This window comes from Companilactobacillus jidongensis (assembly GCF_003946575.1).
Lineage (GTDB): Bacteria > Bacillota > Bacilli > Lactobacillales > Lactobacillaceae > Companilactobacillus > Companilactobacillus jidongensis.
This window is the reverse complement of record NZ_RHOP01000004.1, coordinates 123,596-148,045: the sequence shown is the minus strand read 5'-3', so window position 1 is coordinate 148,045 and position 24,450 is coordinate 123,596. Positions and strand designations below refer to the sequence as shown.

At 37.2% G+C, this 24,450-nt stretch carries 21 protein-coding genes, 1 tRNA gene and 1 pseudogene; 15 read left to right on the top strand and 8 right to left on the bottom strand.

The annotated features are described in order from the left end of the window. Window positions 1-56 precede the first annotated feature (56 nt). The 6 genes and pseudogenes from EKM68_RS03245 to EKM68_RS03220 all read left to right on the top strand — a co-directional run bounded on the left by EKM68_RS03245 (window position 57) and on the right by EKM68_RS03220 (window position 6,644). Entirely contained in the window at window positions 57-1,169 is a 1,113-nt protein-coding gene (locus tag EKM68_RS03245; RefSeq protein WP_125588221.1) for an ABC transporter ATP-binding protein, read from the top strand. A 16-nt stretch (window positions 1,170-1,185) separates the two neighbouring features. After that, window positions 1,186-2,040: a helix-turn-helix domain-containing protein gene (locus EKM68_RS03240; RefSeq protein ID WP_125588220.1), complete on the top strand. Its 855-nt coding sequence runs from the start codon at window positions 1,186-1,188 to the stop codon at window positions 2,038-2,040. Window positions 2,041-2,056: 16 nt separating this feature from the next. Beyond that, a complete protein-coding gene (locus EKM68_RS03235) occupies window positions 2,057-3,430 on the top strand; it encodes a glycoside hydrolase family 1 protein (protein WP_125588219.1) in 1,374 nt (457 codons plus the stop codon). 100 nt (window positions 3,431-3,530) lie between these two features. Next, window positions 3,531-4,019: a prolyl-tRNA synthetase associated domain-containing protein gene (locus tag EKM68_RS03230; RefSeq protein WP_125588322.1), complete on the top strand. Its 489-nt coding sequence runs from the start codon at window positions 3,531-3,533 to the stop codon at window positions 4,017-4,019. 346 nt (window positions 4,020-4,365) lie between these two features. Further along, window positions 4,366-5,628: pseudogene (locus tag EKM68_RS03225) on the top strand (EndoS/ChiA family endoglycosidase); the annotation flags it as partial. A gap of 797 nt (window positions 5,629-6,425) precedes the next feature. Next, entirely contained in the window at window positions 6,426-6,644 is a 219-nt protein-coding gene (locus EKM68_RS03220) for a P8 family protein (RefSeq protein WP_125565891.1), read from the top strand. Between the two features lie 699 nt (window positions 6,645-7,343). On the opposite strand, the gene EKM68_RS03215 is transcribed toward EKM68_RS03220, so the two are convergent. The 4 genes from EKM68_RS03215 to EKM68_RS03200 all read right to left on the bottom strand — a co-directional run bounded on the left by EKM68_RS03215 (window position 7,344) and on the right by EKM68_RS03200 (window position 11,885). After that, a complete protein-coding gene (locus tag EKM68_RS03215; protein ID WP_125588217.1) occupies window positions 7,344-8,066 on the bottom strand; it encodes an ABC transporter permease in 723 nt (240 codons plus the stop codon). Next, window positions 8,063-8,917 (bottom strand): ABC transporter ATP-binding protein, encoded by an 855-nt coding sequence (locus EKM68_RS03210; protein ID WP_125588216.1) that lies wholly within the window; start codon window positions 8,915-8,917, stop codon window positions 8,063-8,065. The genes EKM68_RS03215 and EKM68_RS03210 overlap by 4 nt, the downstream gene beginning before the upstream one ends. 114 nt (window positions 8,918-9,031) lie before the next feature. Beyond that, complete coding sequence (locus EKM68_RS03205) at window positions 9,032-10,024, bottom strand: LytTR family transcriptional regulator DNA-binding domain-containing protein (RefSeq protein ID WP_125588215.1); 993 nt, start codon at window positions 10,022-10,024, stop codon at window positions 9,032-9,034. Window positions 10,025-10,190: 166 nt separating this feature from the next. Then, window positions 10,191-11,885: a phosphoenolpyruvate carboxykinase (ATP) gene (locus tag EKM68_RS03200; protein WP_125588214.1), complete on the bottom strand. Its 1,695-nt coding sequence runs from the start codon at window positions 11,883-11,885 to the stop codon at window positions 10,191-10,193. Window positions 11,886-12,156: 271 nt separating this feature from the next. On the opposite strand from EKM68_RS03200, the gene EKM68_RS03195 reads away from it, so the two are divergent. Continuing rightward, window positions 12,157-12,229 (top strand) — tRNA-Asn (locus tag EKM68_RS03195). Window positions 12,230-12,269: 40 nt separating this feature from the next. On the opposite strand, the gene EKM68_RS03190 is transcribed toward EKM68_RS03195, so the two are convergent. Both EKM68_RS03190 and EKM68_RS03185 read right to left on the bottom strand, forming a co-directional pair. Then, window positions 12,270-13,103 carry a DNA-binding domain-containing protein gene (locus tag EKM68_RS03190; protein WP_125588213.1) on the bottom strand — a complete coding sequence of 278 codons (834 nt, stop codon included), beginning with the start codon at window positions 13,101-13,103 and terminating at the stop codon, window positions 12,270-12,272. Next, window positions 13,100-14,398, bottom strand: coding sequence for a sensor histidine kinase (locus tag EKM68_RS03185; protein ID WP_125588212.1), 1,299 nt, complete (start codon window positions 14,396-14,398; stop codon window positions 13,100-13,102). Before EKM68_RS03185 ends, EKM68_RS03190 begins: the two co-directional genes overlap by 4 nt. Window positions 14,399-14,508: 110 nt before the next feature. Here EKM68_RS03185 and argF point away from each other — a divergent pair, with 110 nt between their 5' ends. From argF to EKM68_RS03160, 5 genes are all read left to right on the top strand, one after another. Then, window positions 14,509-15,507, top strand: coding sequence for an ornithine carbamoyltransferase (argF, locus tag EKM68_RS03180; RefSeq protein WP_125588211.1), 999 nt, complete (start codon window positions 14,509-14,511; stop codon window positions 15,505-15,507). Between the two features lie 10 nt (window positions 15,508-15,517). Further along, window positions 15,518-16,447 carry a carbamate kinase gene (arcC, locus tag EKM68_RS03175; protein WP_125588210.1) on the top strand — a complete coding sequence of 310 codons (930 nt, stop codon included), beginning with the start codon at window positions 15,518-15,520 and terminating at the stop codon, window positions 16,445-16,447. A 64-nt stretch (window positions 16,448-16,511) separates the two neighbouring features. Beyond that, window positions 16,512-18,092, top strand: a complete 1,581-nt coding sequence (locus EKM68_RS03170; RefSeq protein ID WP_125588209.1) for a YfcC family protein — start codon at window positions 16,512-16,514, stop codon at window positions 18,090-18,092. A gap of 90 nt (window positions 18,093-18,182) precedes the next feature. Then, on the top strand, window positions 18,183-18,911 hold the full coding sequence (locus EKM68_RS03165; RefSeq protein ID WP_125588208.1) for an NrtR DNA-binding winged helix domain-containing protein: 729 nt from the start codon (window positions 18,183-18,185) through the stop codon (window positions 18,909-18,911). A gap of 135 nt (window positions 18,912-19,046) precedes the next feature. Beyond that, window positions 19,047-20,234, top strand: coding sequence for an MFS transporter (locus EKM68_RS03160; protein WP_125588207.1), 1,188 nt, complete (start codon window positions 19,047-19,049; stop codon window positions 20,232-20,234). Between the two features lie 56 nt (window positions 20,235-20,290). Here EKM68_RS03160 and EKM68_RS03155 read toward each other — a convergent pair whose 3' ends face one another. After that, a complete protein-coding gene (locus tag EKM68_RS03155) occupies window positions 20,291-20,950 on the bottom strand; it encodes a histidine phosphatase family protein (RefSeq protein ID WP_125588206.1) in 660 nt (219 codons plus the stop codon). Between the two features lie 58 nt (window positions 20,951-21,008). Next, complete coding sequence (locus EKM68_RS03150; protein WP_125588205.1) at window positions 21,009-21,662, bottom strand: histidine phosphatase family protein; 654 nt, start codon at window positions 21,660-21,662, stop codon at window positions 21,009-21,011. 106 nt (window positions 21,663-21,768) lie between these two features. On the opposite strand from EKM68_RS03150, the gene EKM68_RS03145 reads away from it, so the two are divergent. From EKM68_RS03145 to EKM68_RS03135, 3 genes are all read left to right on the top strand, one after another. Then, window positions 21,769-22,389, top strand: a complete 621-nt coding sequence (locus EKM68_RS03145; protein ID WP_125588204.1) for an NAD(P)-dependent oxidoreductase — start codon at window positions 21,769-21,771, stop codon at window positions 22,387-22,389. A gap of 4 nt (window positions 22,390-22,393) precedes the next feature. Then, window positions 22,394-22,831, top strand: a complete 438-nt coding sequence (locus EKM68_RS03140; protein ID WP_125588203.1) for a flavodoxin domain-containing protein — start codon at window positions 22,394-22,396, stop codon at window positions 22,829-22,831. Between the two features lie 199 nt (window positions 22,832-23,030). Further along, on the top strand, window positions 23,031-24,407 hold the full coding sequence (locus EKM68_RS03135; RefSeq protein ID WP_125588202.1) for a class II fumarate hydratase: 1,377 nt from the start codon (window positions 23,031-23,033) through the stop codon (window positions 24,405-24,407). Window positions 24,408-24,450 lie beyond the last annotated feature (43 nt).

Below are 24,450 nucleotides of genomic sequence, written 5' to 3'. Positions count from 1 at the left end.
ACGTTTCTATCATATTCTTGTTACCGTAAAGAATAATAAAAAAGGACGTTAAAAAAATGGTAGAAATCGACTTAAATCACATATATAAAAAGTACGCTAATGCTGAAGAAGAGAATTCTTATGCAGTTTCAGATTTTGATCTTCATATCAAGAATAAAGAGTTCATCGTCTTTGTTGGACCATCAGGTTGTGGTAAATCAACGACATTACGAATGATTGCGGGATTGGAAACAATCACTGAAGGTGAATTGAAAATCGACGACGAATTGATGAATGATGTTGTTCCCAAAGATCGTAACATCGCGATGGTTTTCCAGAATTATGCGTTGTATCCACATATGTCAGTTTTCAAGAATATGGCGTTTGGTTTGAAATTACGTAAGTATGAAAAAGACGATATTGAAAAACGTGTTAAATATGCTGCTGACATCTTAGGATTAACAGAATATTTAGACCGTAAGCCTGCTGCCTTATCTGGTGGTCAAAGACAACGTGTTGCACTAGGTAGAGCCATAGTGCGTGATGCACCAATTTTCTTGATGGATGAGCCGTTATCAAACTTGGATGCCAAGTTGCGTGTCAGTATGCGTGCCGAAATTGCTAGATTGCATCAACGTTTACACACAACAACTATTTATGTTACTCATGATCAAACTGAAGCGATGACTATGGCTGACAGAATCGTGGTTATGTCAATGGGTGAAGTTCAACAGATCGGTACACCACAAGAGGTTTATGTAACGCCTAGAAACAAATTCGTAGCTGGATTTATTGGTTCACCATCGATGAATTTCATTGACGTAACTTATAAGGACGGAGTTATTACTGATGCTGAAGGCTTAAAAATTGCTGTTCCCGAAGGGCGTGCTAAGATACTTGAGAAGCAAGGGTATAACGGCAAACAAATGACATTAGGTATTCGTCCAGAAGATATTCACGCTGAAGAGGCCTTTAGTGAAACTTGGCCTAACTCAGTCGTTGAAGCTGAAGTTGTTGTCTCTGAGCTTTTGGGAGCTACTTCAATGTTGTATTCAAAAGTTGACGGAACTGAATTTGTTGCAATCGTTGATGCGCGTGATTATCATAAACCTGGAGAAAAAGTTAAACTGTCATTTGATATCAATAAAGCTCATTTCTTTGATATCGAAACTACTCTAGCAATCCGCTAATCCAAGGAGGCAATTTATGGTAATTGATCAATTGTTGAAAATGTATCCCAGTGCAAAGGTGATCTCAGTACCAAATTGGAAAGATAAAACAATCGTCAATTACCGAATTGTGGACCAATGGATTTCGATCGAAAAGAATGAGTTAGATAGTCAGCAGATTGAGTTGCTTGAACTGTTGAGCGATCATAATGAAGATGAGACAACTAATCACTGGTGGCAGTTTCTGAATCTGCGGAGTAGTAATATTCCGTTAGTGTCCAAAAAAATTGTCAAAATCAAAGTTATTCAATTTCATACCACTAAGTTAGAATCAAGAGACCTTGCACAGCAATGGATCAGAGCCTTTTCATCTTTTTTCAACAAGGTTATTGATACGTTTTGGGTAACGTCAGAATATGGAATACTTATTTTGAGCGATTCAGAAATAGCACTTGATAATACTGAATTGATTTCTATGATTCAGTTGGTCGATGAAGACTTTGGAACGAAGACGGAAGCTTATGTGGGTCAGAGTTGGAACTTGAATGAAGAATTACCAGAAATATTCGAGTTAGAGAAATGTATTTTTGAACAGAATGATGGTGATGCTGTTAGCAATTTATCTTCCGATGTTATTTCGTTCATGTTCAATCAAAAATTAGCTAGTGAAAAATTATTTATTGTTTTGAAAAATACTATTACTTCTAATTCTGAATACATTGCTATGATCCGTTCGTTGTATTCGAATCAAAACAATATTGCTAAAACAGCCAAAGATTTGTATGTTCATCGCAACACGCTTTTGTATCGCATCGATAAATTCAATCGAGAAACAGGATTGAACTTGAAATCGATGGATGATCTAGTACTCTGTCACTTACTACTTTGTTAACGAGAAAGAGGTCAATATGATTAAATTCCCAGATAACTTTTTGTGGGGTGCTGCTGCCTCAGCACCACAGACCGAAGGCCACAGTTTGACTGATGGTAAGTCCGCAACGACGTGGGATGAGTGGTTTAAGCGGGATCCGGAAAAATTCAATAATGGTCAGGGACCACAGGATACATCTAACGTTTATGAAATGTACAAGGAAGATGTAGAAAATATGCCCAAGGTCGGTCTGAACTCCTATCGGACATCGATCTCTTGGGCGAGACTATTGCCAGATGGCAAAACCTTGAATCAAGAAGCAGTTAAGTTTTATCGTGACTATTTTCAAACGATGCTTGATCAAAATATTGAACCCATCGTTAATTTGTTCCATTTTGATATGCCATGGTGGTTGATGGAAGAAGGTGGCTGGGAAAACCGTAAGTCAGTTGATGACTTTGCCTTTTATGCTAAGACCGCCTTTGAACAGTTTGGTGATCTAGTCAAGACTTGGTCAACATTCAATGAACCGCTGGTTCATATCGAATGTGGGTATTTATATCAATATCATTACCCAGCTATCGTTGACTTCAAGAAGGCTGTTCAAGTTGGTTATCATACGTTAATGGCACATGTCTGTGCAGTTAGAGAATTCCGCAAAAGCGATCTTGATGGCAAAGTCGGAATCATTCTAAATGTCTTACCGGCATATAGCAGAAGTGATAGTGCTGAAGATATCAAGGCAAAAGAAGCGGCTGATCTATTGAATACATACAGTTTCTTAGATCCAACGGTTCTCGGTGTGATACCGGAAGAATTGATTTCGTTATTGAAGGAAAATAATTTATTACCATACGTTGATGCCAGTGATAAGGAATTAATTGCTGAAAATACGGTCGATTATATTGGTATCAACTACTATCAACCGAGACGTGTTAAGGCACCAGTAAATAGTGTTAAACCGGCACAGATGCCAAGTGATTTATATGAGACCTACGATTGGCCAGATAAGAAGATCAACCCTTACCGTGGCTGGGAAATTTATCCTAAGGCATTATACGATGTGGCGATGATGATGAAAGACCAATATCATAATATTCCTTGGTTTGTCAGTGAAAATGGAATGGGAGTCGCTGACGAACAACGTTTCATGGGGGATGATGGGATGATCGATGATCAATATCGGATCGACTTCATGAAGGAACATTTAGAGTGGCTCCATAAGGGTATCGAAGCTGGTAGCAATTGCTTTGGTTATCATGTTTGGACGTACGTAGATTGTTGGTCGTGGCTGAATGGATATCGTAACCGTTATGGATTTTATAGCGTTGATCTTAACAATGGTTTCAAACGAACAGTTAAGAAAAGTGGTTTATGGTTCAAGCAACTTTCTGATAATAATGGGTTTTAACCGAAAGATAACAGAGGTATTCGCAGATTTTAAGCGAATACCTCTGTTTTTGGCATATAATATAATTATTTATGAAACTGCTTTTAGAAAGGAATTTATCATGACACCAGCTGAACAAGTTACTACGTACTTAGACAATCTAGGAATTAAATACAAAATTGTTGAACATCCTGCTGCATTGACGACTGAACAAGCCGATGAGTATATCAAAGGTATGGAAGGTGTTCGTACAAAATCAATGTTCTTAACTAACAAGAAGAAGCGTAATTTTTATTTAGTTATTATGGATGATGATAAACGACTAGATATGAGTGAGTTTGGAGAAATTGTTGATAACAAACGTATTAAGATGGCATCTGAAGAGAGTTTAAAAGAAAAGATGAATCTCAGTGCCGGTATGGTTTCAATCTTTGGTTTATTAAACAATACCGAAAAAGATATTGAGGTCTTCATTCAAAAGAAAATCATTTCCGAAGAATGGATGACCTTCCATCCCAATGACAATACTAAGACATTATTTATTAAGACTGCTGATATGTTCACGTTCATCAAATCAGTAGGATTTGAATATCAAATCATCGATATATAACGTCGTTATAATATTTAGAGACTGCCATATTCAGGCAGTCTTTTTTGTCCTAAAATTTGTTAGTAAAGCTAAAATAAGTTCACTATCAAAATTTGTGAAATCGCTTACTATTATTTTATGAGATGACGAGTGGGAAAGTCCAAAAAGGAGGATGTCTTAAGAGGGGCCTATTCATAACATCTTAAATTAAGGTATTACAAAAAATGGTGAGGATGATCATATGAGGATTAAGAAAAATATAATCAAGAAAACATTTTTCCGCAGTTTGATTTTTGTAATGGGATTGATATTAGCTCTTGGAGCAGTTGGGAATACTGCTCAAGCAGCTGTAAGCACAACTAATAACGATAAACACTTTATGGTTTACTATCGTGCCTGGCGTGATAAGACTATGCAAGGTGTAAATACGAGCCTGCCAGACGAAAACTGGATCACAATGAGTGATATTCCTTATGGTATCGATATTGTTAATGTCTTTAGTTATGTACCAAAAGGACAAGAAGCACAGGCACAACCTTTTTATGATGCATTAAAGAATAAATATGCTCCAGAATTACATGCACGTGGTGCCAGATTAGTACGTGGTATTGATTATGGTGAATTATTGAAGATCAAATACGCCGGAGACTTCCCAACGGATGAAGAATTCGACGCTTATGCTAAACAAATGATTGCTGAATTCGTTGATTCAATCGGCATTGATGGATTGGATATCGATATGGAAACAAAACCATCTGCAGATGATATCAAGATTTCAGATGGTGTTATCAAAGCTCTATCTAAGTATTTAGGACCAAAGTCAGGAACTAACAGACCCTTCTTATACGATACAAACGCTTCTAATTTAGCACCATTTGAGAATGTTAGTGACAGCTTTGATTTCTTAGCATATCAACAATATGGTAGCGATAATGTTCGGACAGCCAAAGCAGTTAATGACTATTCAGGCGTTTTGGCAGCTAACAAATTTGTTCCAGGATTAACTTTCCCTGAAGAACAAGATCCAGTTAACCGTTGGTATGATGCTACAGAACCATACTTAAACAGTAACTTCTATAAAGTGGCAAATTACGCCGATCAAAATAATCTGGGTGGAATGTTCATCTATGCGCTTGATCGTGATGGTAGATCTTATGATACTTCAGACTGGTCGCACATCAAACCATCTAACTTGATCTGGACTAAGACAGCTATTATGCAAAGTGGTGGTGAAACAGTAGCGAATGCCAAAGAATATGCTGATCACTTCTGGAATCGTGTGAAGTTTACAGCTGATACAAAAGATGATATTACAGCTAAAATTATGAATTCTAAGACGATCTATGATGTGAACAAAGTAATCCTTGGTAAGGATTACGGTCAAGGTATCAGTTCAACGTATGATCCAATTCTCGAAAAGGGTCTATTGTCTATTAAAGATGCGGAATTGATTTCTCAATTGAATACTGCTGATAAGTACCTAGAACATTCAAAAGATTACGACAGTACTAAGATTGCAGAACTCAAGTCTGTTAGAGATGAAGTTGCTAAGAACTTTGCTGGCAAGACATATACACAAGTACAAATTGATTCATGGGCTTCACAATTGGCAACTGCCAATAATGGATTATTGGGATATTCAGAAACAAAGACTAACGGTGTCGTTGATACTAAATCAGCAGCCGACTTAAATAAATCATATGTTGAATTGTACGATATCAACGGTAAGACAATTTCAAACCGTGGGTTACAACCAAAAACTGCTTGGTCATTTGATAGAAAACTGACTAATAACAAGAATGGTAAGGTATACTACCGTGTTGCAACAAATGAATACGTTAGTGCAAGCGACGTTAGTGTTAGAAACGGCAATTCGGTTGGTAATCTAGCTAACATTGAAAAGATAAACGATGTGGTAAACATCGATAAGTCACAAGCAAGCTATGCTTTATATAAACAAGACGGCTCGTCTGTTGGTAACCGTGCCTTAGCTGGTGGAACAGGCTGGATTGTTTCAGCCAAAGCAAGTAGTGCTAATGGCGACGTATTCTACAAGGTTGCTACTAATGAATGGTTGATGAGTGGTAACGGAGTTTCATTCAAATAAAGATTTCAACATATTTACTCCCTGGATATTTGAAAATCATAAAATGATAATGGCGTCCATAAGTCGGACGTCATTTTTTGTGCCAATAATGACATATTGTAAATAGGATTGCTTGAGGTAGAGTCACATAAATTAATAGTGAATGCTTATTGTATTAAGACTTATGCTGTCAATCAAAAAGAGAAACAACTAATAAAAATATATTTATGTATTTATGAACTTGTAAATTAAAAGTCATTTTCACTGAACATCTGCAAATAAACGACTATAATAGGGATTGTACAATGAAAGTTGTATCAATTAGAAAGGAAGCTTTAAGTATGGCTGCAGTAGTTGAAAAAAGAAGTTTGTTAGATGAAAAAATGAGTGAAGTTTATGACTGGAGCGATTCAGATCTACCAGTTCGTGATGCCCTTTGGGATCATTTCATGGAAGCATCAAATCATAACACTGATAAGACTGAAGCAGAAGTCAAACCTTACAATGATATGAGTAACGACGAATTGAAAGGTAAGGTTGAGGCAGTATTGAAGGCTTAATCATACGACCCTTGATAATTGTTAACAGACCGTAAGGTCTGTTTTTTTTACTCTTTTTTTAGTAGTAAAAAATATAATAGGATAGTCCCAATAACTAAAATGATTGCAAAGATAGTAATAATTGTGAGGAGAGATATTTGGGCGATTTTAGTCAAATAGAACCCAATAACTAGATAAATTATGGCTATAGTTTTGATCCATGGTTGATATGATTTTAGTTTTGAAATGTTGGGATACCAAATGAATTGTTTGACAGTCGCTATAAAAATAATGATAGTTGTGGTTAATTCACCAATTATCAGAAATGATGAATCTCCAAAGTAAAAAAGTGATCCATATAGTAGTGCGGACGTTATCGTAAAGAAATAGGTCCAATTATTTTTAGTTTGGGGACGAGATGATTGAAGGATTTCTAGTAGTACAAAAAACAGTGTGATTACTAAAAGAAGTAAATCTCCAAGCGCCATAATATCACCGCCATTATAATAGGTTTGTTTATAATATTACTAGGGATACTTAGTAAATAAAATTCGAGTTCAGTATAATTTGTTATTTAAAATTTCATCAAAAAAGGATAGATCCCGCGTGAAGTGTAATAGAAATGTTAGTCATTTCTTTACAAGACATGTTTTGAGGAACTATCCTTTTTGGTTTTTAAGGTAATGAAGTGATTGTTTTATAATTTTAGTTATACGAGGCTTATTCTGAATCCAAACCGTGTTTGGAATAGGCATAAATAAATACAATAATACTAAGTATTAACCAAGTCATCAGAACCGTTATATCCTTGAAATCAACTGTATATTTTATCGTAAGCATATTATTTATAAAATTTATGATAGTTCCTGAATATGTATACGAAGCAATGTTTTGAATTGTTTTGTTAATCATTTGGAACATTGGTGTCATAGTAAAAATCAAAAGAATAGGCATGCTAAGGTTACCGGCTTGCATTTGATTTTTTGAATAGATACCGATTATGTATCCAATTAGTATACTGATGAACCCGCTCAAAGTTGTATAAATAAGATAAATAGGCCAATTGATTTTATCCATTGATACACCTGCAATTGGAACCAAAATTATATTTACTATAATTATCATGATTATTGAGGGAATAATACTACCGATTATAAATTCGGCACCGTTGACTGATGATGTCATGAGAACCCTCAAAGTGTTCTTTTCTTTTTCTTCAGCAAGGGGGTAACTTCCCGTCATAATTCCACCCATGATGGCATTGAATAAGACACCGAAGCCTAGTAAGAACGCACCGGTCATAACTTCTTTTGGCATCGATATTTTCATAATAAGTACGAATCCAACGGCGAGCATCGGAGCAACCATTATGGATACATTAGTAATAATTGACTGCAGTTTTAATTGAAAGATAGCGTTGATTTTTCTAAGTGATAAGTTCAAATTAATTTCCTCCCAGTAACTTCTAAAAAGACTGTCTCCAGTGTTGGTTCACAAGAATGGATCGTTACTAGTTCGTTACTAGTCATCCACCAATTTATTTTTTGAGTTGTTTCCATGGATTGTGACAAGGTAACTTCTTCATTATTTTTAAGTAGAATTTTGTAACGCTTTTTCTTGTTGTGATTTAAACGTAATTCTCTCGGAGTTCCTGTTTCAACGATTTTTCCATCATTTAACAAAGCCAGATGATCGCAGAGTTTGTCAGCTTCCTCCATATTATGTGTGGTTAGAAAAATAGCAGTCCCGTTATTCTTTAATTCAATTATTAATCGATGAATTTCAATTTGAGTGCTAGGATCTAATCCGCTAGCAGGTTCATCTAAGAATAATACCTTTGGTTTATGCAAAACTGCGCGTGCTAGAACTAGACGCTGACGCATGCCTTGAGATAATTTCCCAGCTGCCTTATTTCTATCCTCAAATAGGCCAACACGTTTAAGAATTTCATCAATTCGTGATTTATTAATACCTAATAACTTAGCAAATATTTCTAAATTCTTATATACGGATAGTTTGTCATATAAACCGCTGTTATGAGTAACAATTCCAATTTGTTCATATATAGCTTCGTTTATCTTCTCAATCGGAACACCAAGCACGGATGCTGATCCAGTGGTTTGTTTGAGTTGCCCGGTCAATATTTTGATGGTTGTAGTTTTACCTGCGCCTGATGGTCCTAAAAATCCGAAGATTTCTCCAGCCTTTATAGAAAAACTTAAATCCTTTAAAGCACTATGATCTTTGAAATGCTTCGATAGATGTTGAACGTTAATTAAATCTGTTTGTGTCATTGCTTTCTCCTTTATGTTGCTTGCAAAATTTATATTAGGAGAAAAATGAACAATTGTATTAAAAAATCGCCCAACTGTGTCCGATAATCTCTGAGTTGTACGTTAAATTTAATATTATGATTCAATTAATTTTCGGAGATCTTCCATTTTGGTTCTGGATAAGGGAAGTTTTTCTTTGTTAGAACCTTTCAATATCAATGTATAGCTGTTTCGTGAATAACTAATTAATTCTGATATGCGTTGAAGATTGACCAGATATGAGCGATGACAGCGGTAGAATCCAAAATGTGCCAATTTTTCTTCCAAATCATTCATGGTCAATGAAGATGGATAATATTCATCTCCAATACGAATATTGCTTACCGAGTTGATACTTTCAATGAAATCAATCTCATCTGGACTGAAGAAGATAGTTTTATCAGCCATCTTACAAGCAACTTTAAAGACATTCTGAGGGTGGAATTTTTCGCCGCTATCGTCATTTGTCGTATCATCCTCCTCGGCAATGTCGATTTTTTCTAATCCAAGTTTATCGTTATAACGGTAAACTTCATCACTTAGCAGTAATAACTCCTCCATATAGTAAGAAGTAAACAAAACTGTTATATGGAAATTTCTAATAAAATCAACGGCTTTGAGATATAGTTCGATACCCTCATCAGTTAAATTAGTCAATGGACTTTCAATTAGTATTAACGATGGAGCAGATATAAACATACGGAATAGACTTATTCTCCTTTTTTGATCAGAGGATAGGTTTTTTATTTTAGTATTCCAAATGTCTTCAATAGAAAACTCTTGGAGATAGTTCAAATATTTATTATCAGCGTTAGAGATTTTTTTGAATAATTTAATATATTTTTTAACGGTGAAGGAGTCATAAAAGCCGTCAGTTTGTAATTCATAAATAATTGAATCAGTGTTTTTGACTATTGATCCGCTGGAAATTGGAATGTTGCCAGATATTAATTCAAATAATGTTTTGCTGGCTGAGGGTGTTATTTTAATACCAATTTTAGAGTTGCTGTCTATATTGAGATTGATATTTTTCAAATCTGTAACACCGTTACTTTGTTTGGTAACATTTTTAAGTGATATTAGTGACATCGTATATTTACTCACTTTCTAAATTTTATGGAATTACTGTATTAATTATATAGTTTTTGTATGTATGAATAATAAAAAAGACAAACTTTAGATTTGCCTTTCGGTAAATCCAGAGTTTGTCTTCGATTTGATGATAGACTAGGTGGTCTATCTCACGTTTTCTAAATTAGAAATTCATCAATTGATTCAAGAGTTCTTTGGCGGACGCATTCAGACTATCTTTTGATTTGTCATAACCAAGGTGAGTGTAGATCTCACCGACATAAATTTTGTCTGTATATAACTTTTTGAAAACTTTGTCGATGATTGGACGAGTCTTCTCTTCTTCTTGTACTGGTCCGAAAGGATTGGCGAAGAAGGTAGTACTCATACCCACTTCATCAGTTGTACCAAGGGCTTTTCTTTTACCATCGATAAAGGTTGCTTTAGCTTGATCTTCATCGGGGAACTGGTGTAAACCGATCTCTGCATCATAGTTGTTAGCGTAGACCCACATGTCAATACTGTGATGTTCCACCACACGCTTGTAAGTATTTGCCGGTAAGATAACACGAGCATTCTTCAATTCAGGATTCAAGTAAATACCACGATCCATATTGTTGAAGGCAACGGAACTACTTAAATCATCTAGTCGCACAAAAGCACCGGTTTCAGTTCCTTGAGCGTAAACATTGCCCTCTTCATCAAAGGCAAAACTACCCATGTCATCGAAGATGGTTTCGATGTCGATGATTTTATCGTCAGCTACTTCTTGCAGAGCTTCGATTGATTCAGATTTTCCGGCACCAGAATCTCCGAAGAAGACAACTGACTTTGTTTTACCATTTGAGAAACTGATACGAACCATTGAACCATGAATTGGTAGGCGGTCTTCGTAGATCATGTGTAAGTTATGAAGTGTTAGACACATCTTCTTCATGTAACCGAAGTATGTTGTCTTATCATTATATGGAACTTCACCGACCCAGATATCATTTGCTTCATCGTGATAGTAGTGGCAAACATCGCCTTCAGTTTCGTCTAGTCCGAACAATAAAATTTCATCTGGCTTTTGCCCCTTGATACTAGCTTCATCGGCAACATCAAACAAGTTGGCTAGCGCAACACCACTGACAAAGTAATCACGGTGGAAGTAAATATAAGCAAGACTTTCACCGATACGTGCGGGGAAGCAGAACCAATCTTCTTGTTTGCCATCGAACTTAGCAATCGGATTGCTATCAACAGCACTGAAGACACCCTCACGTTTGTTTGATTTTGTGTGCATCATCATTGGTGGACGAAGCATCAATGTATCTAAGAAACGGATACTCTGGAGGCTTTCGTAGCCAGCAGGGATTGGCCATGCAATTGATTGTGTCAAGACACAGGCATTTGTACCAGCATTTATCTGACGGTATGTACGATTAGTGAAACCTTGGATTTTTTCTTCAATGGCACGATAGAGGTGCAAAACGACTTCATTGAAGTGATTGTCGATGTCCATGAAATCACTTGTGACAATGTCACTATTGTGTTTGTTGATAAGAGAAACTCTAAAGTATGAACGGTAATATGAATAGAGATCTTCAATACTTTTTAAGATGAGATCATTATCATATTTTCCATAAACATCTTTATTATCAATTAAAATTGCCTTCAAGGTATTAACGTAATCTTTTGGATCGACTCCCTCGTAGCTATTGGTCAACGACTTTTGACTTTCGTCTAAGTATAGTTTGACTAAGTTAAAAAAGCCTTCGCTATTGATCAGTTGGAATATATCTTGAATATATTCCTCGTTATAGTTGATAACTGCTACTGAACGATCAGGGTTCATATAAAACGCCCTTGATTTTACAGCATTTGATGTTTTAACCATGTATATAAGTTCTCCTTTCAAATTGTGAGCTTAAATAACATTTTAAAACAAATTTGATGAAATAGACACAAGAAATTAAATGAAGATTAAAATTTTCTAATAAAAGCTTGTTAGATAAGCTTTTTAGGTAAAAAAAACTTTATTATGAATATAATCAAACGATGGCTAGGCACAGCGTATACAGCGTTATAAGAAAATTATCAATAAATTGATTTTTAAATTAAAAAAGTTGCAATATAATTATAATGGTGTTATATTCTTCAACATAAATTGATCAGTAGTTCAGTTGGTAGAGCGCTTGACTGTTAATCATGAGGTCGCTGGTTCGAACCCAGCCTGGTCAGTAAAAGAGAGTCCACAGTGAGTGGACTCTCTTTTTTTTTGTTAATTTTTACTTTCCTCAACTAAGCCGTCAAAGAACTTTTGCAGTGAAACTTTACCTCCAGCGCTGCGATTGCCTTCCAAGAACTGCATTTCATTTCTCACGTTGCGATATTCGTACAGCATGTTGGAGTACTCGACGACGATTTCATCGCCGAGATTATCAATTGAGATATTTGCTAGATTAGTTAGACCAGTTTTGACTGAACGACGAATCCTTTGTAGTAGAACCTTTCGCTCTTGTTCGTTGATGTTGTATTCATCGGCTAAATTAACTTCACTGAAGCTAATTTTTTTTGTCGTCATAATCTGACAAAGTGACATAATGTCAGATGCACCTTTTTCAGAGGATATACCTAGATAAGTCAGAATAGATCGGACTTTTTCTTTTTGTTTGTGACCATCGTCAATTGGTGCAGAAGGAGCGTTACCGCCAATTAGTGACTGAATGCTGGAGAGCTTTCGCTCCATTTGGATATTTTGAGTAACTTTTTCAACAACAGTTTTTACTTCGATCATGTTGATTGGTTTGTCGATGAAGAATTCTATTCCTGCTTCATAGGCTTGCTCGCGCAAATCATTATCACGGACTTGGGAAATCATGATGAATTTGAGACTGTTCTTGGATGCTTTGAGTTTTTTGATTAAGTCGATACCACTGATGTGCGGCATCAAGAGATCAACGATAACAATATCCACATCCAACAACATTATTTCCGACAGAGCTTTTTTAGCATCAGTCGAGATACCAACTACGTTATTATTCATATTCTTATCAATGATACGATGCAGGATCATTGTGATTGATTTGTCGTCATCTACGATATAAAAATTCATTCGGCTGTTTCCTCCTGAAGTAGTTTGTTCTTATTGAGAGTAACTTTAAAATTGGTTCCCTTATTCAATTGTGAATCAACTTGGATCGTCCCGTCAAACTGTTCTTTAACTAATAAGGCAACGTGCGATAGACCAATTCCGCGGTAAACATCACCCGATTCATTGAATTTGGTTGTGAAGCCAGGTTGAAAGATCATATCTTTGGTTTCTTCGTCCATACCGATCCCGTTATCGGAGACGTTTAATATAACTTGGTCGTTCTTGTCTTCGACCGTTAGTCGGACTAATCCATTGGCCTTATCATCTAAGGCATCAACAGAATTGAAAATTAAATTTGAAATTATCGAGACTAAGTAATAGTGGTTAGGGATGACTAGGTCGAGATTATTTTTAACCTCGATCACGACATTAGGACTCTTTTGTTTGATCGATTCACGAATATAGTTAGTTATGACTTTGAGCACATCGCTGAGCATCATTGGCATATCGTTGTCAGAACCGAAGTAATCCCCCAGTCCTCGAATAACATTTTGATAGTCTTTTTTTATTTCGTGAACATCACGAGCAATGTCTAAGGCCATATCTTGTTGTTTTTGGTCAGTTCCTTTGTCCTTGAGATCTTGATTCAAAAGATAAGCGTTCTTCATAACATTTTCGATCTCGGAAATGTTTTTTTTCATGAAGTAGACCTCGCTTTTGACGGAAGCAGCGATCCAAATGAATTGATAATAACGCTGTTCATGCTTTTCTTGGCGGACCATCAAGGTAAAGTAATGATAAAGAAATGCCAATAGACAACTAATAATCGTTCGGACTAGTGCAGTAATGAAGATGATCTGGAATAACTCGTATGTATAGTGGGAGAAATCGGTCAGTAAACTGATTTCGAAGAAGTTAGCGACATAGTCACAGATCAGAATAGTCAAAAAGAATGAACTATTGTTACGGACACCACGCCGCCAATATAGGAAGTAATAAATAATTCCGTAGGTAAGATAGAAGACCATATCGGTTACCACGAACTGGATGATCTTCTCAATGCTGCCGTCATGACTAATGTATAATAACAATCCTCGAAAAATTGGCGAAGCCATTGCGATACAGAATAATAGCTGGATTGGATTGAGGTCGTCATTGAAATATAAGAATATCGGTAATAATAATGCTGCCAGCGTCAAAATAAAACCTGGTGCATAAATTTGAAAATTTACTTGTGATGCTAGTGCGATGGAAGTGGCGGCAATAACGGTTCTGCGCCATCTTCCGTGCATAATAAAATTGTTGTTACTAAACAAGTGTAAACACCTCCAAAAAATAATTTATAAATAAAATTGAAGTTCTGTGAAGTTTTCTGAATACGCTTACTACAATGAACTTGTTAAATATCGAAGGAGGAATTCACAATATGTTCAATTTGCGTAATCGTAGTTTTTTGACACTATTAGACTTTACACCAAAGGAAATGGGATACCTACTAGATCTTTCAGCAGATCTTAAGACAGCTAAGTATACAGGTACAGAACAACAAAAGCTTGCTAAGAAGAATATTGCTTTGATTTTTGAAAAATCTTCAACAAGAACTCGCTGTGCTTTTGAGGTTGCCGCCCATGATGAGGGTGCTCAAGTTACATATCTTGGCCCTACAGGTACTCAAATGGGTAAGAAGGAAACAGCTAAGGATACAGCCCGTGTTCTTGGTGGAATGTTTGACGGAATCGAATATCGTGGATTCTCACAACGTACAGTTGAAACACTAGCTAAGTATTCAGGTGTTCCAGTATGGAACGGATTAACTGACGAAGATCACCCAACACAAGTATTGGCTGACTTCTTAACAGCTAAGGAATGCTTAAAGAAACCTTACAACGAAATGAACTTCACATACATGGGTGATGGTCGTAACAACGTTGCTAATGCTTTGATGATCGGTGCTTCAATCATGGGTATGACATTCCACTTGGTATGTCCTAAAGAATTGGACCCAGCAAAAGACTTGTTAGACAAGTGTGAAGCTATTGCTAAGAAGACTGGTGCCAAGATCATGGTTACAGATGATATTGACAAAGGTGTTCTTGGTTCAGACGTTATCTATACTGACGTTTGGGTATCAATGGGTGAACCAGATGACATCTGGAAGAAACGTATCGACTTGTTACAACCATACCGTGTTACAAAAGATGTTATGGCAAAGACAAAGAATCCTAACGCAATCTTCGAACACTGTCTACCTTCATTCCACAATGCTGAAACAAAAGTTGGTCACGAAATCTATGAGAAGTACGGTTTGAAAGAAATGGAAGTTTCTGATGAAGTCTTCGAAAGTGATCAGTCAGTTGTATTCCAAGAAGCTGAAAACAGAATGCACACAATCAAAGCTGTTATGGTTGCTACATTAGGAGATTAGGAGAAAACAAATGTCAAAAATGGTCGTAGCTCTCGGTGGAAACGCCCTAGGCAAATCTCCTGAGGAGCAATTAAAACTAGTTAAGAATACCGCTAATTCACTTGTTGGACTAGTTGCAGCTGGTAACAAAGTTGTTATCAGTCACGGAAATGGTCCCCAAGTTGGACAGATCAATTTAGGAATGAATTATGCTGCCGAACATGGACAAACTGCAGCTTTCCCATTTCCAGAATGCGGCGCAATGAGTCAAGGTTACATTGGCTATCATTTACAACAAAGCCTTCAAAATGAACTTCACAGAAGAAAAATCGATAAGGATGTCGTTTCCGTCATTACTCAAGTTGAAGTAGATGCCAACGATTCGGCTTTCCAAAATCCAACTAAACCAGTTGGAGTGTTCTACGACCAAGCTACTGCGAAGAAATTTGAAGATGAGAAAGGTTACACATTCGTTGAGGACGCTGGACGCGGATATCGTCGTGTTGTAGCATCACCACTCCCAAAGGAAATCGTCGAATTGAAGAGTATCAACGATCTGATCGAAAATGATAACTTAGTCATCGCTGGCGGTGGCGGTGGAGTACCCGTTATCAAGAATAGTGAGGGACTTCAAGGAGTTCCAGCTGTAATTGATAAGGATCGCTCAAGTGCTTTATTAGCAGATAAAATCAACGCAGATACTTTAGTCATTCTAACAGCCGTTGATTACGTATATGTAAACTTCGGTAAGGATAACGAAAAGAAACTGACAGAAATCAATAGTGACGAAGCCAACAAGTATATTGACGAAGGCCAATTTGCTGCCGGTAGTATGTTGCCAAAGATCCAAGCATGTTTGAATTTTGTCGAAGGAAATAATAACCGCAAGGCATTGATTACATCTCTAGATCATTTGGATGATGCACTTGCTGGAAAAGTCGGCACAATCATTAAGAATTAATTTATATGAGAGGTGGCCAGTCCACCTCTCTATTTTTTTTGAGATATTTACAGGAGATGAAATTATGGGAAATGTAGGCGCAGTTAGCGAAACACCACAAGCACCAAAGAAAAAACGATTTAAATTAAAGATGCCAGGTGCCTTCGTCATACTGTTTATTTTGACAATCGTTGCCGTTATAGCGACCTGGACGATTCCTGCTGGAGCATATTCAAAGATGGTTTATAGTTCTTCAAGTTCTAACTTGAAGATCACTAGTCCTACCGGTAAGGTATCCAGCGTACCAGCTACACAAAAGGAACTTGATAAACTTGGAGTGAAAATTGATATTAAACAATTCACATCTGGTGGTATCAGTGATGCCGTTTCAATTCCAAATACGTATCAAAGATTGAAACAAAAGCCTGCTCAAATTGGTGCGATCACTGAAAGTATGGTTCAAGGTACGATTGAAGCCATTGATATTATGGTCTTCATTTTCGTACTGGGAGGTTTGATCGGAGTTGTCAAAGCCAGTGGGGCGTTTGAATCCGGCTTGATGGCACTGACCAAGAAGACTAAGGGACATGAATTTTTGTTGATCTTCATGGTTTCCATTCTAATGGTCCTTGGTGGAACACTTTGTGGTATTGAAGAAGAGGCGGTTGCCTTTTATCCGATCCTAGTTCCTATCTTTATAGCAATGGGCTACGATTCGATCGTATCAGTTGGTGCGATATTCTTATCCAGTTCGATCGGTACTTGTTTTTCAACAATCAATCCATTTTCAGCCGTTATTGCTTCTAACGCTGCCGGTATTCCCTTTACTGAAGGTATCGTTTGGCGTGCCACAGGTTTGGTAATTGCTGCAATAGCGCTTGAATTTTATTTGTACTGGTACAGTAAAAAAGTTAAAGATACGCCTACATTTTCATATACATATGATGATCACGAAGAATTCAACAGCATGTGGTCGGTTGAATCTAGTGATGAGAAGAAAGGTAAAAAGACATTTTTTACCAGCCGTAAAAAGTTTATCTTGATCTTATTCGTCGCGGCATTCCCAATCATGGTTTGGGGTGTTATGTCACAAGGTTGGTGGTTCCCAACAATGGCCTCATCATTCTTGGCATTTGCCATTGTTATCATGATTCTTACTGCCACTGGCCGTTATGGTATTGGTGAAAAAGGTGTTGTTGATGCCTTTGTTAATGGAGCTTCTAGTTTAGTCGGCGTTTCATTGATCATTGGTTTGGCACGTGGTATCAATATTGTTTTGAATAATGGATATATTTCAGATACTATTTTGCAATCATCATCATCGTTAGTCTCACATGTCAGTGGACCAATATTCATCATCGTTATGATGTTTATCTTCTTCGTCCTAGGATTTATTGTGCCATCATCATCAGGATTGGCTGTTCTATCAATGCCAATCTTTGCCCCATTAGCTGATACTGTCAATATTCCTCGTTTCGCAGTCGTTACAGCTTATCAATTTGGTCAGTATGCTATGTTATTCCTAGCACCAACTGGATTGGTTATGGCAACATTGCAAATGTTGAATATGAAGTATTCACACTGGTTGAGATTCGTTTGGCCAGTTGTTGCCTTCGTATTGGTCTTTGGTGGCATACTTCTAGTCATGGAAGTTGTTTTCTCATAAGTAAATTCAAAGTCATGCATGAAAAGTGTATGGCTTTTTTGTTTGTAATAGTAAAATATAATTAATTAGATACAAGGAGTCTTATGCGAAATGATAAATAGACCATTGATAAGTATTACAAATGTTATTTGGAGTTTTGATCTTGAATCAGATTCATTATTGATTCTGCTGCTAAAACGTTCTGAAAGTCCATATAAAGGTAAGTGGGGCTTACCGATGACTTATTTGCGAGAGAACGAAAGTGCGGATGAGGCTTCTTTGCGACTGGTAAAAGAAAAGATTGGCGTTAAATTATCTAGGATCAATACTGAACAGCTTCAAACCTTTACCAATGTGAATCGGGTTAAGGGAGAACGCACATTGTCGTTGACTTATATGATCTATTTACCAGATATGCCCAAGTTAGTTGCTGGCTATGGAGCTGACGATGCAAGATGGTTCAGAATTTCTGCTAACAATCACAGTTATCAGTTGCGTAACGGCGATTTAGAATTCAAAACTCTATCTGAAAAAATTTCTGAGGAGAAGTTTTATTCGACGACCGATCACGTGTTGGTTTCTGATCATGAGTTGATTTTGCGAACGGCCTTTACAAGAATCAGCAATCGTTTGGATTATTTGCCAACAATCTTGTTAGTACTTGGTCCAACATTTACTTTAAGAAGAGCACGGATGATCTATGCAATTTTTCTACGAGTCAAACTTTCTGAAATTGATAATTCAAATTTCAGAAAGACTCATAGTAACCTGTTTGTTGACTCTGGCTATGAACATAAGCCACGCTCAGGTCGTCCAGCCAAAATTTATCGATTGAAATAAACTTGACAGCATTGTAAGCATGATGTTAAGCTTTTTTTATCTTTAAAGGTATAAAGTACCTAAATCAATATATTGATTGTCAAAAATAAAATTATTAATATTCCGGAATGTTAATAATCATAAAAAGGGGACAATATGCAGGATACGTTGATTCAAAAAAGTACCAAAAAAGGACGCAAGCTCCTATTAGTTATTGGTACAGCTTGGTTGTTTGATGCGATGGATGTCGCATTGCTGTCATTTATTATGCCATTGATCAAGACTGAGTGGAGTTTGACTCCAGCTCAAGTCGGTTATGTTAGTTCAGTTACATCGCTAGGTATGGTGTTTGGTTCAATTTTCTGTGGTTATATGGCAGATAAATTTGGCCGAAAGAATGTGATGATCGCCACTCTGATAGTTTTCTCAGTTGGTAATTTGTTGTTAGCATTTACTACTAATGTTAATCAGTTCATGCTGGTAAGATTCATTACTGGGATGGGACTAGGTGGAGAACTACCGGTTGCGGCTACGATGTTAGCTGATAATTTTAAGGGTAAGACACAAGCCAAGATGTTGATCATGGCCGATAGTTTTTGGGCCATTGGTTGGATCTTAGCAGCCGTTATATCTAATGTCATCACACCTATGTATGGCTGGCGTGCGAGTGTTATTGTGACATTTTTTGTCATGATGTATGCCTTTGTTATGCGTCGTCATTTGCCAGAGAATTATGAAAAAAAAGAAAAGGTTAGTTTGAGTGAGCAATTTGCCGGTATTTTCAATCATGAAGTTATCGGTAAGACTTTGGCTTTGAGTTTTCTCTGGTTTGTCGTAATGTTCTCATATTATGGGATGTTCTTATGGTTGCCTAGTGTGCTGGTATTACGTGGCTTCTCAATTATTCACAGTTTCCAATATACATTATTGATGAGTTTGGCACAGTTACCAGGTTATTATTTAGCCGCTTGGTTAATGGGTAAAATCAGTCATCGTGTTATTTTGACATTCTATCTCATTGGCACGATCATTAGTGCTTTTGTTTTCAGTATCGCTGCTAGTGAAGGTGTTCTGTTAGCAAGTGGAGCCTTCTTGTCGTTCTTTAACTTAGGTGCTTGGGGAGCACTAATTGCCTTTACACCAAGTCATTTCAAAGCCGACATTCGTGGAATGGGCGTTGGCTTCTCACAATCGATCGGTCGTATTGGAGCAACACTTGGTCCTTATCTTATTGGTATGTTGATCGGTATGGGCTTTGGGATTCCGGCTGTGTTCGGAATGTTTGTTGTAGCCTTGATTCTCGGAGTTATCGTGCTATTAGTAGGCACTTCTGAAACTTACTAAATGAATATTAAAAAAGGCCGCTGGTTGGCGGCCTTTTTATGTGCTTTTAATGCACTCTAATCAAGCATCTGATTATAACTAGTAACACGATTAAATCCATCATCACGTTCAAGCATTGTCAAACTGGAATTACGTGGGCTTTCAGTTACATCGAAGTCTCCAGCGTTATAACGATCAGTGATTGAACGAATAGTTGTTCCATGTGAAACCAACAAGATCTTATCCCCATCTTGGGCAATTTCGTCTAATTTCTTGAACCCACGATTTAAGCGAGTCCAGTATTCTTCAGCATTTTCAGCATCGTGGAATGGATCAGCTTCTTTCATGAAGTCTTTAGTAGCATCTAGGCCATGTTTGGCAATGATTTCACTAAAGGTGGAAGCACCGTGAGGTTGTCCCACCATGAACCATGCTTCGGGAGAGTTCATTCCTTCGAAGTAGCCGTAGAATTGCTCTCTGAATTCCATTAGTTTTTGAGGTTGAACTTTGTCTGCATTAACGTTAGCATCCATGATCAACTTGCAGGTATCAATTGCACGACGTGCATCAGATGAAAATGCGGCTTTGAAATCAACGTCTTTCAAGGCTTGAGCAGCTTTTTTAGCAACCTCGACACCATCAGGGGCTAGTGGTGTATCTGACCAGCCTTGCATTTTGTTGTAACGATTAAACCAAGTTCTGCCATGGCGAACCATGTAAATTTGATATTTTGCCATTTCTTCCTCCTCAGGATTTCATAACATAATCTTACTACAAATGGCCGGTCGCTTGCTATTAATGAAGTTTTTGATTGTAACTAGTAACGTGGTTAGTTCCATCGATACGTTCGAGCATTGTTAAGCTGGAATTACCTGGTAATTGATTTAGTTCGTAGTTACCATCTTGATATTTGAAGGCGAGTGAAAGGATAGTAGTACTATGAGTCACTAACAGAATCTTGTCGCCATCATGGGCAATTTGGTCGATCTGTTCAAATCCACGATCCAATCTGTTCCAATATTCTTCAGCACTTTCAGCATCGTGAAAAGGATCAGATTCCTTAACGAAATCCATTGTAGCGTCAAAGCCGTATTTATAGACGATCTCTTGATAGTTTTTGGCATTGTGTGAATTAGAAATTTTATCCCAAGCTTCATCAATGTTGTCACCTTCAAACGAACCATAGAATTGTTCTCGGAATTCAGTCATTTTTTGTGGTAATGGTTTATTCACATTTGCTTTAGCGATGATCTCAGCTGTGTCCATCGCACGTCTAGTATCTGATGAGAAGGCTGCAGCAAAGTCAACATCTTTTAGAGCTTTGGCGGCACTGTGAGCAACTTCGATGCCATCTTGAGTCAACGGTGTATCTGACCAACCCTGAATTTTTTGATAACGATTGAACCAAGTCTTTCCGTGACGGATCAAGTAGATTTGATATTTTGACATAATGTCCTCCTCAATATTTCTATATTTATTTTACAATACGGAGCCAAAATTTTAGAACTTTGTGTCTCCATTGTGTAAAGTTAATATTAATGGAGGTAGTTTGTTTATGAAAATTGCAATTATTGGTGCCAATGGTAAGGAAGGTTCTCTTATCGCTAAAGAAGCCGAGGTTCGTGGAATCGAGGTTACTTCAATCGTTCGTAGTGCGGAAAAGTCAGTTACTGATAAATATTTAGTTAGAGATGTTTATGATATTACAGCAGCAGATCTGAAAGATTTCGATGCAGTTGTCGATGCATTGGGGTTCTTTGGTGATTTGGTCAAAGAGTACCTGCCATCAACCAAACATTTGATTGAGATCCTAAAAGGTTCAAATGCCAGATTATTAGTAGTCGGTGGAGCTGGTTCATTGTACATGAACCTAGAACACACTGAACAATTGTTCCAAAGTACGGGATTTCCAGATGCAGTTAAACCATTGAGTGAGGAAATGGGTAAGGCATTGAATTTGTTAAGGGATAGTGATATTAACTGGACTTACATCAGCCCAGCGGCTGACTTTGATCATGATGCTGAGCGCACGGGCAAGTACGTTGTTGCTGGAGAAGAATTAACGTCAGATATTAAAGGCCAAAGTAAGATCAGCTATGCTGATTATGCAATTGCAATGGTCGATGAAATTGAAAATGAGAAACATCAAAACGAACGAATCAGTGTAAGGTGGTAATGGGATGAAAATTTTAGTAACTTACATTAGTATGAGTGGACGCAATGAAAAAATTGCTAAACATTTAAGTGATTATCTGAGTAAATCAGCTGAAGTTGATTTAGAACAAATGGTCGACGCAGATGCTTATTCAATTCCCGAATATGATGCAGTTATCGTTGTTACTTATACTTATGGTGATGGGCAAGTTCCAGATGAAGCACAGGATTTTTATGAAGATCTACTTGATGTAGATTTAGAGCGTACGAAATTTGCAGTTCTTGGTTCAAGCTCAAAGACTCACATTCACTTCGGACGTGCGGTCGATTATTTCACTATGCAATTGAATTCAGCTAATGGTGAGCAAGTCGCTGATTCAGTTAAGATCAATGAGGATCCTGACGAAGATGATATGAAACGTGTTGAACGTCTAGGGGATTATGTAATAAAGAGTATTGAATAATAATTTTTTTAAACTCATTGCTAAATTAGGTGATGGGTTTATTTTGTATGGTTATAATTACTGTTATATCAACCTCATAAGTATTATTAATAAGTAATATATAGTTTGACTATGACTCCGCTGACAACTTATGATAAAAACATCACAAGCAAGCGTTTACACGATTTTTGACGCTACACAATAATTGGAGGTTACACACATGACAGATTTCAGAATTGAATCAGATACTTTAGGAGAAGTAAAGATCCCAGCTGATGCCTTATGGGGAGCTCAAACAGAACGTTCAAGAAACAATTTCCCAACTGGTGAGAAGATGCCACTGGTAATTATCAAAGCTTTACTTCAAATCAAGAAGGCTGCAGCAATCTCTAATAAAGAGCTAGATGCCATTGACCCTAAGAAGGCTGACTTAATTGTTGAAGCTATCGACAAGTTATTGGCACTCGACGACGAAGATCTGAGAAAAGATTTCCCATTAGTTGTTTATCAAACAGGTTCAGGTACTCAAACAAATATGAATACTAATGAAGTTGTTGCTCACATGGCAGCTAAAATCAATTCAGATATTGAAATCCTACCTAATGATGATGTTAATAAGGGCCAAAGTTCAAATGATATCTTCCCAACAGCTATGAGTATTGTGGCTTCAGTTGCTGTTGATAATTTGGAAGACTCACTTCAACATTTGATTGATGAATTAAAGATCAAACAAGAAAAATATTGGAGTGTTGTAAAAATTGGACGTACTCACTTGCAAGATGCTACTCCATTAACATTTGGCCAAGAAGTGAGTGGTTGGGCAAGTATGCTTGAACATGATCTTTCATACTTAAAGGAATTGAATCCAACACTTGGTGAATTTGCTATGGGTGGAACTGCCGTTGGTACAGGCTTGAATGCTGCTCCTGGTTTCGCTGATATCATTGCTAAGAAGATGACGGAAGTTTATGGTGTAAAGTTCACAGCTGATACAAACAAGTTCTACGGTTTAGCTGCACATTCAGGACTAAATGTTGTTCACGGTGCCATTAAGACTCTAGCCGCCGATTTGATGAAGATTGCTAATGATGTTAGATTCTTGGCAAGTGGCCCTCGTTCAGGTTATGGTGAGTTACACATTCCAGCTAACGAACCTGGTTCATCGATCATGCCTGGTAAAGTTAATCCTACACAAGCTGAAGCTGTAACAATGTCAGCTGTTCGTGTTATGGGTAATGACGTTGTTGTCGGCATGGCATCAAGTCAAGGTAACTTCGAATTGAACGTCTACAAACCAGTTCTCATCAGTGCTTTCCTTGAATCTGCTGAACTTCTAACAGGTACAATGACAGGTTTCGCTGACAAGATGATCCATGGTCTAACAGTCAATGCTGATAGAATGGAAGAATTAGTTGACCAATCATTGATGACTGTTACAGCTCTATCACCACACATTGGTTATCACGAAAGTGCCACAATTGCTCAAACAGCTGAAAAAGAAGGAACAACTCTTAAAGTAGCTGCTGTTAAGTCAGGCTTAGTAACTGAAGAACAATTTGACGAATGGGTCGACCCACTTAAGATGACAAATATTTAGAGGATTAGGAGAGGCGAAAGTCTCTCCATAATTCTTTTTAAAA

Bases quoted from the DNA above. Each gene is read 5' to 3' on its own strand.
- EKM68_RS03245 (WP_125588221.1), top strand. From the start codon at position 57: ATGGTAGAAATCGACTTAAATCACATATATAAAAAGTACGCTAATGCT.
- EKM68_RS03240 (WP_125588220.1), top strand. From the start codon at position 1,186: ATGGTAATTGATCAATTGTTGAAAATGTATCCCAGTGCAAAGGTGATC.
- EKM68_RS03235 (WP_125588219.1), top strand. From the start codon at position 2,057: ATGATTAAATTCCCAGATAACTTTTTGTGGGGTGCTGCTGCCTCAGCA.
- EKM68_RS03230 (WP_125588322.1), top strand. From the start codon at position 3,531: ATGACACCAGCTGAACAAGTTACTACGTACTTAGACAATCTAGGAATT.
- EKM68_RS03220 (WP_125565891.1), top strand. From the start codon at position 6,426: ATGGCTGCAGTAGTTGAAAAAAGAAGTTTGTTAGATGAAAAAATGAGT.
- EKM68_RS03210 (WP_125588216.1), bottom strand. From the start codon at position 8,917: ATGACACAAACAGATTTAATTAACGTTCAACATCTATCGAAGCATTTC.
- EKM68_RS03205 (WP_125588215.1), bottom strand. From the start codon at position 10,024: ATGTCACTAATATCACTTAAAAATGTTACCAAACAAAGTAACGGTGTT.
- EKM68_RS03200 (WP_125588214.1), bottom strand. From the start codon at position 11,885: ATGGTTAAAACATCAAATGCTGTAAAATCAAGGGCGTTTTATATGAAC.
- EKM68_RS03190 (WP_125588213.1), bottom strand. From the start codon at position 13,103: ATGAATTTTTATATCGTAGATGACGACAAATCAATCACAATGATCCTG.
- argF (WP_125588211.1), top strand. From the start codon at position 14,509: ATGTTCAATTTGCGTAATCGTAGTTTTTTGACACTATTAGACTTTACA.
- arcC (WP_125588210.1), top strand. From the start codon at position 15,518: ATGTCAAAAATGGTCGTAGCTCTCGGTGGAAACGCCCTAGGCAAATCT.
- EKM68_RS03170 (WP_125588209.1), top strand. From the start codon at position 16,512: ATGGGAAATGTAGGCGCAGTTAGCGAAACACCACAAGCACCAAAGAAA.
- EKM68_RS03165 (WP_125588208.1), top strand. From the start codon at position 18,183: ATGATAAATAGACCATTGATAAGTATTACAAATGTTATTTGGAGTTTT.
- EKM68_RS03160 (WP_125588207.1), top strand. From the start codon at position 19,047: ATGCAGGATACGTTGATTCAAAAAAGTACCAAAAAAGGACGCAAGCTC.
- EKM68_RS03155 (WP_125588206.1), bottom strand. From the start codon at position 20,950: ATGGCAAAATATCAAATTTACATGGTTCGCCATGGCAGAACTTGGTTT.
- EKM68_RS03150 (WP_125588205.1), bottom strand. From the start codon at position 21,662: ATGTCAAAATATCAAATCTACTTGATCCGTCACGGAAAGACTTGGTTC.
- EKM68_RS03145 (WP_125588204.1), top strand. From the start codon at position 21,769: ATGAAAATTGCAATTATTGGTGCCAATGGTAAGGAAGGTTCTCTTATC.
- EKM68_RS03140 (WP_125588203.1), top strand. From the start codon at position 22,394: ATGAAAATTTTAGTAACTTACATTAGTATGAGTGGACGCAATGAAAAA.
- EKM68_RS03135 (WP_125588202.1), top strand. From the start codon at position 23,031: ATGACAGATTTCAGAATTGAATCAGATACTTTAGGAGAAGTAAAGATC.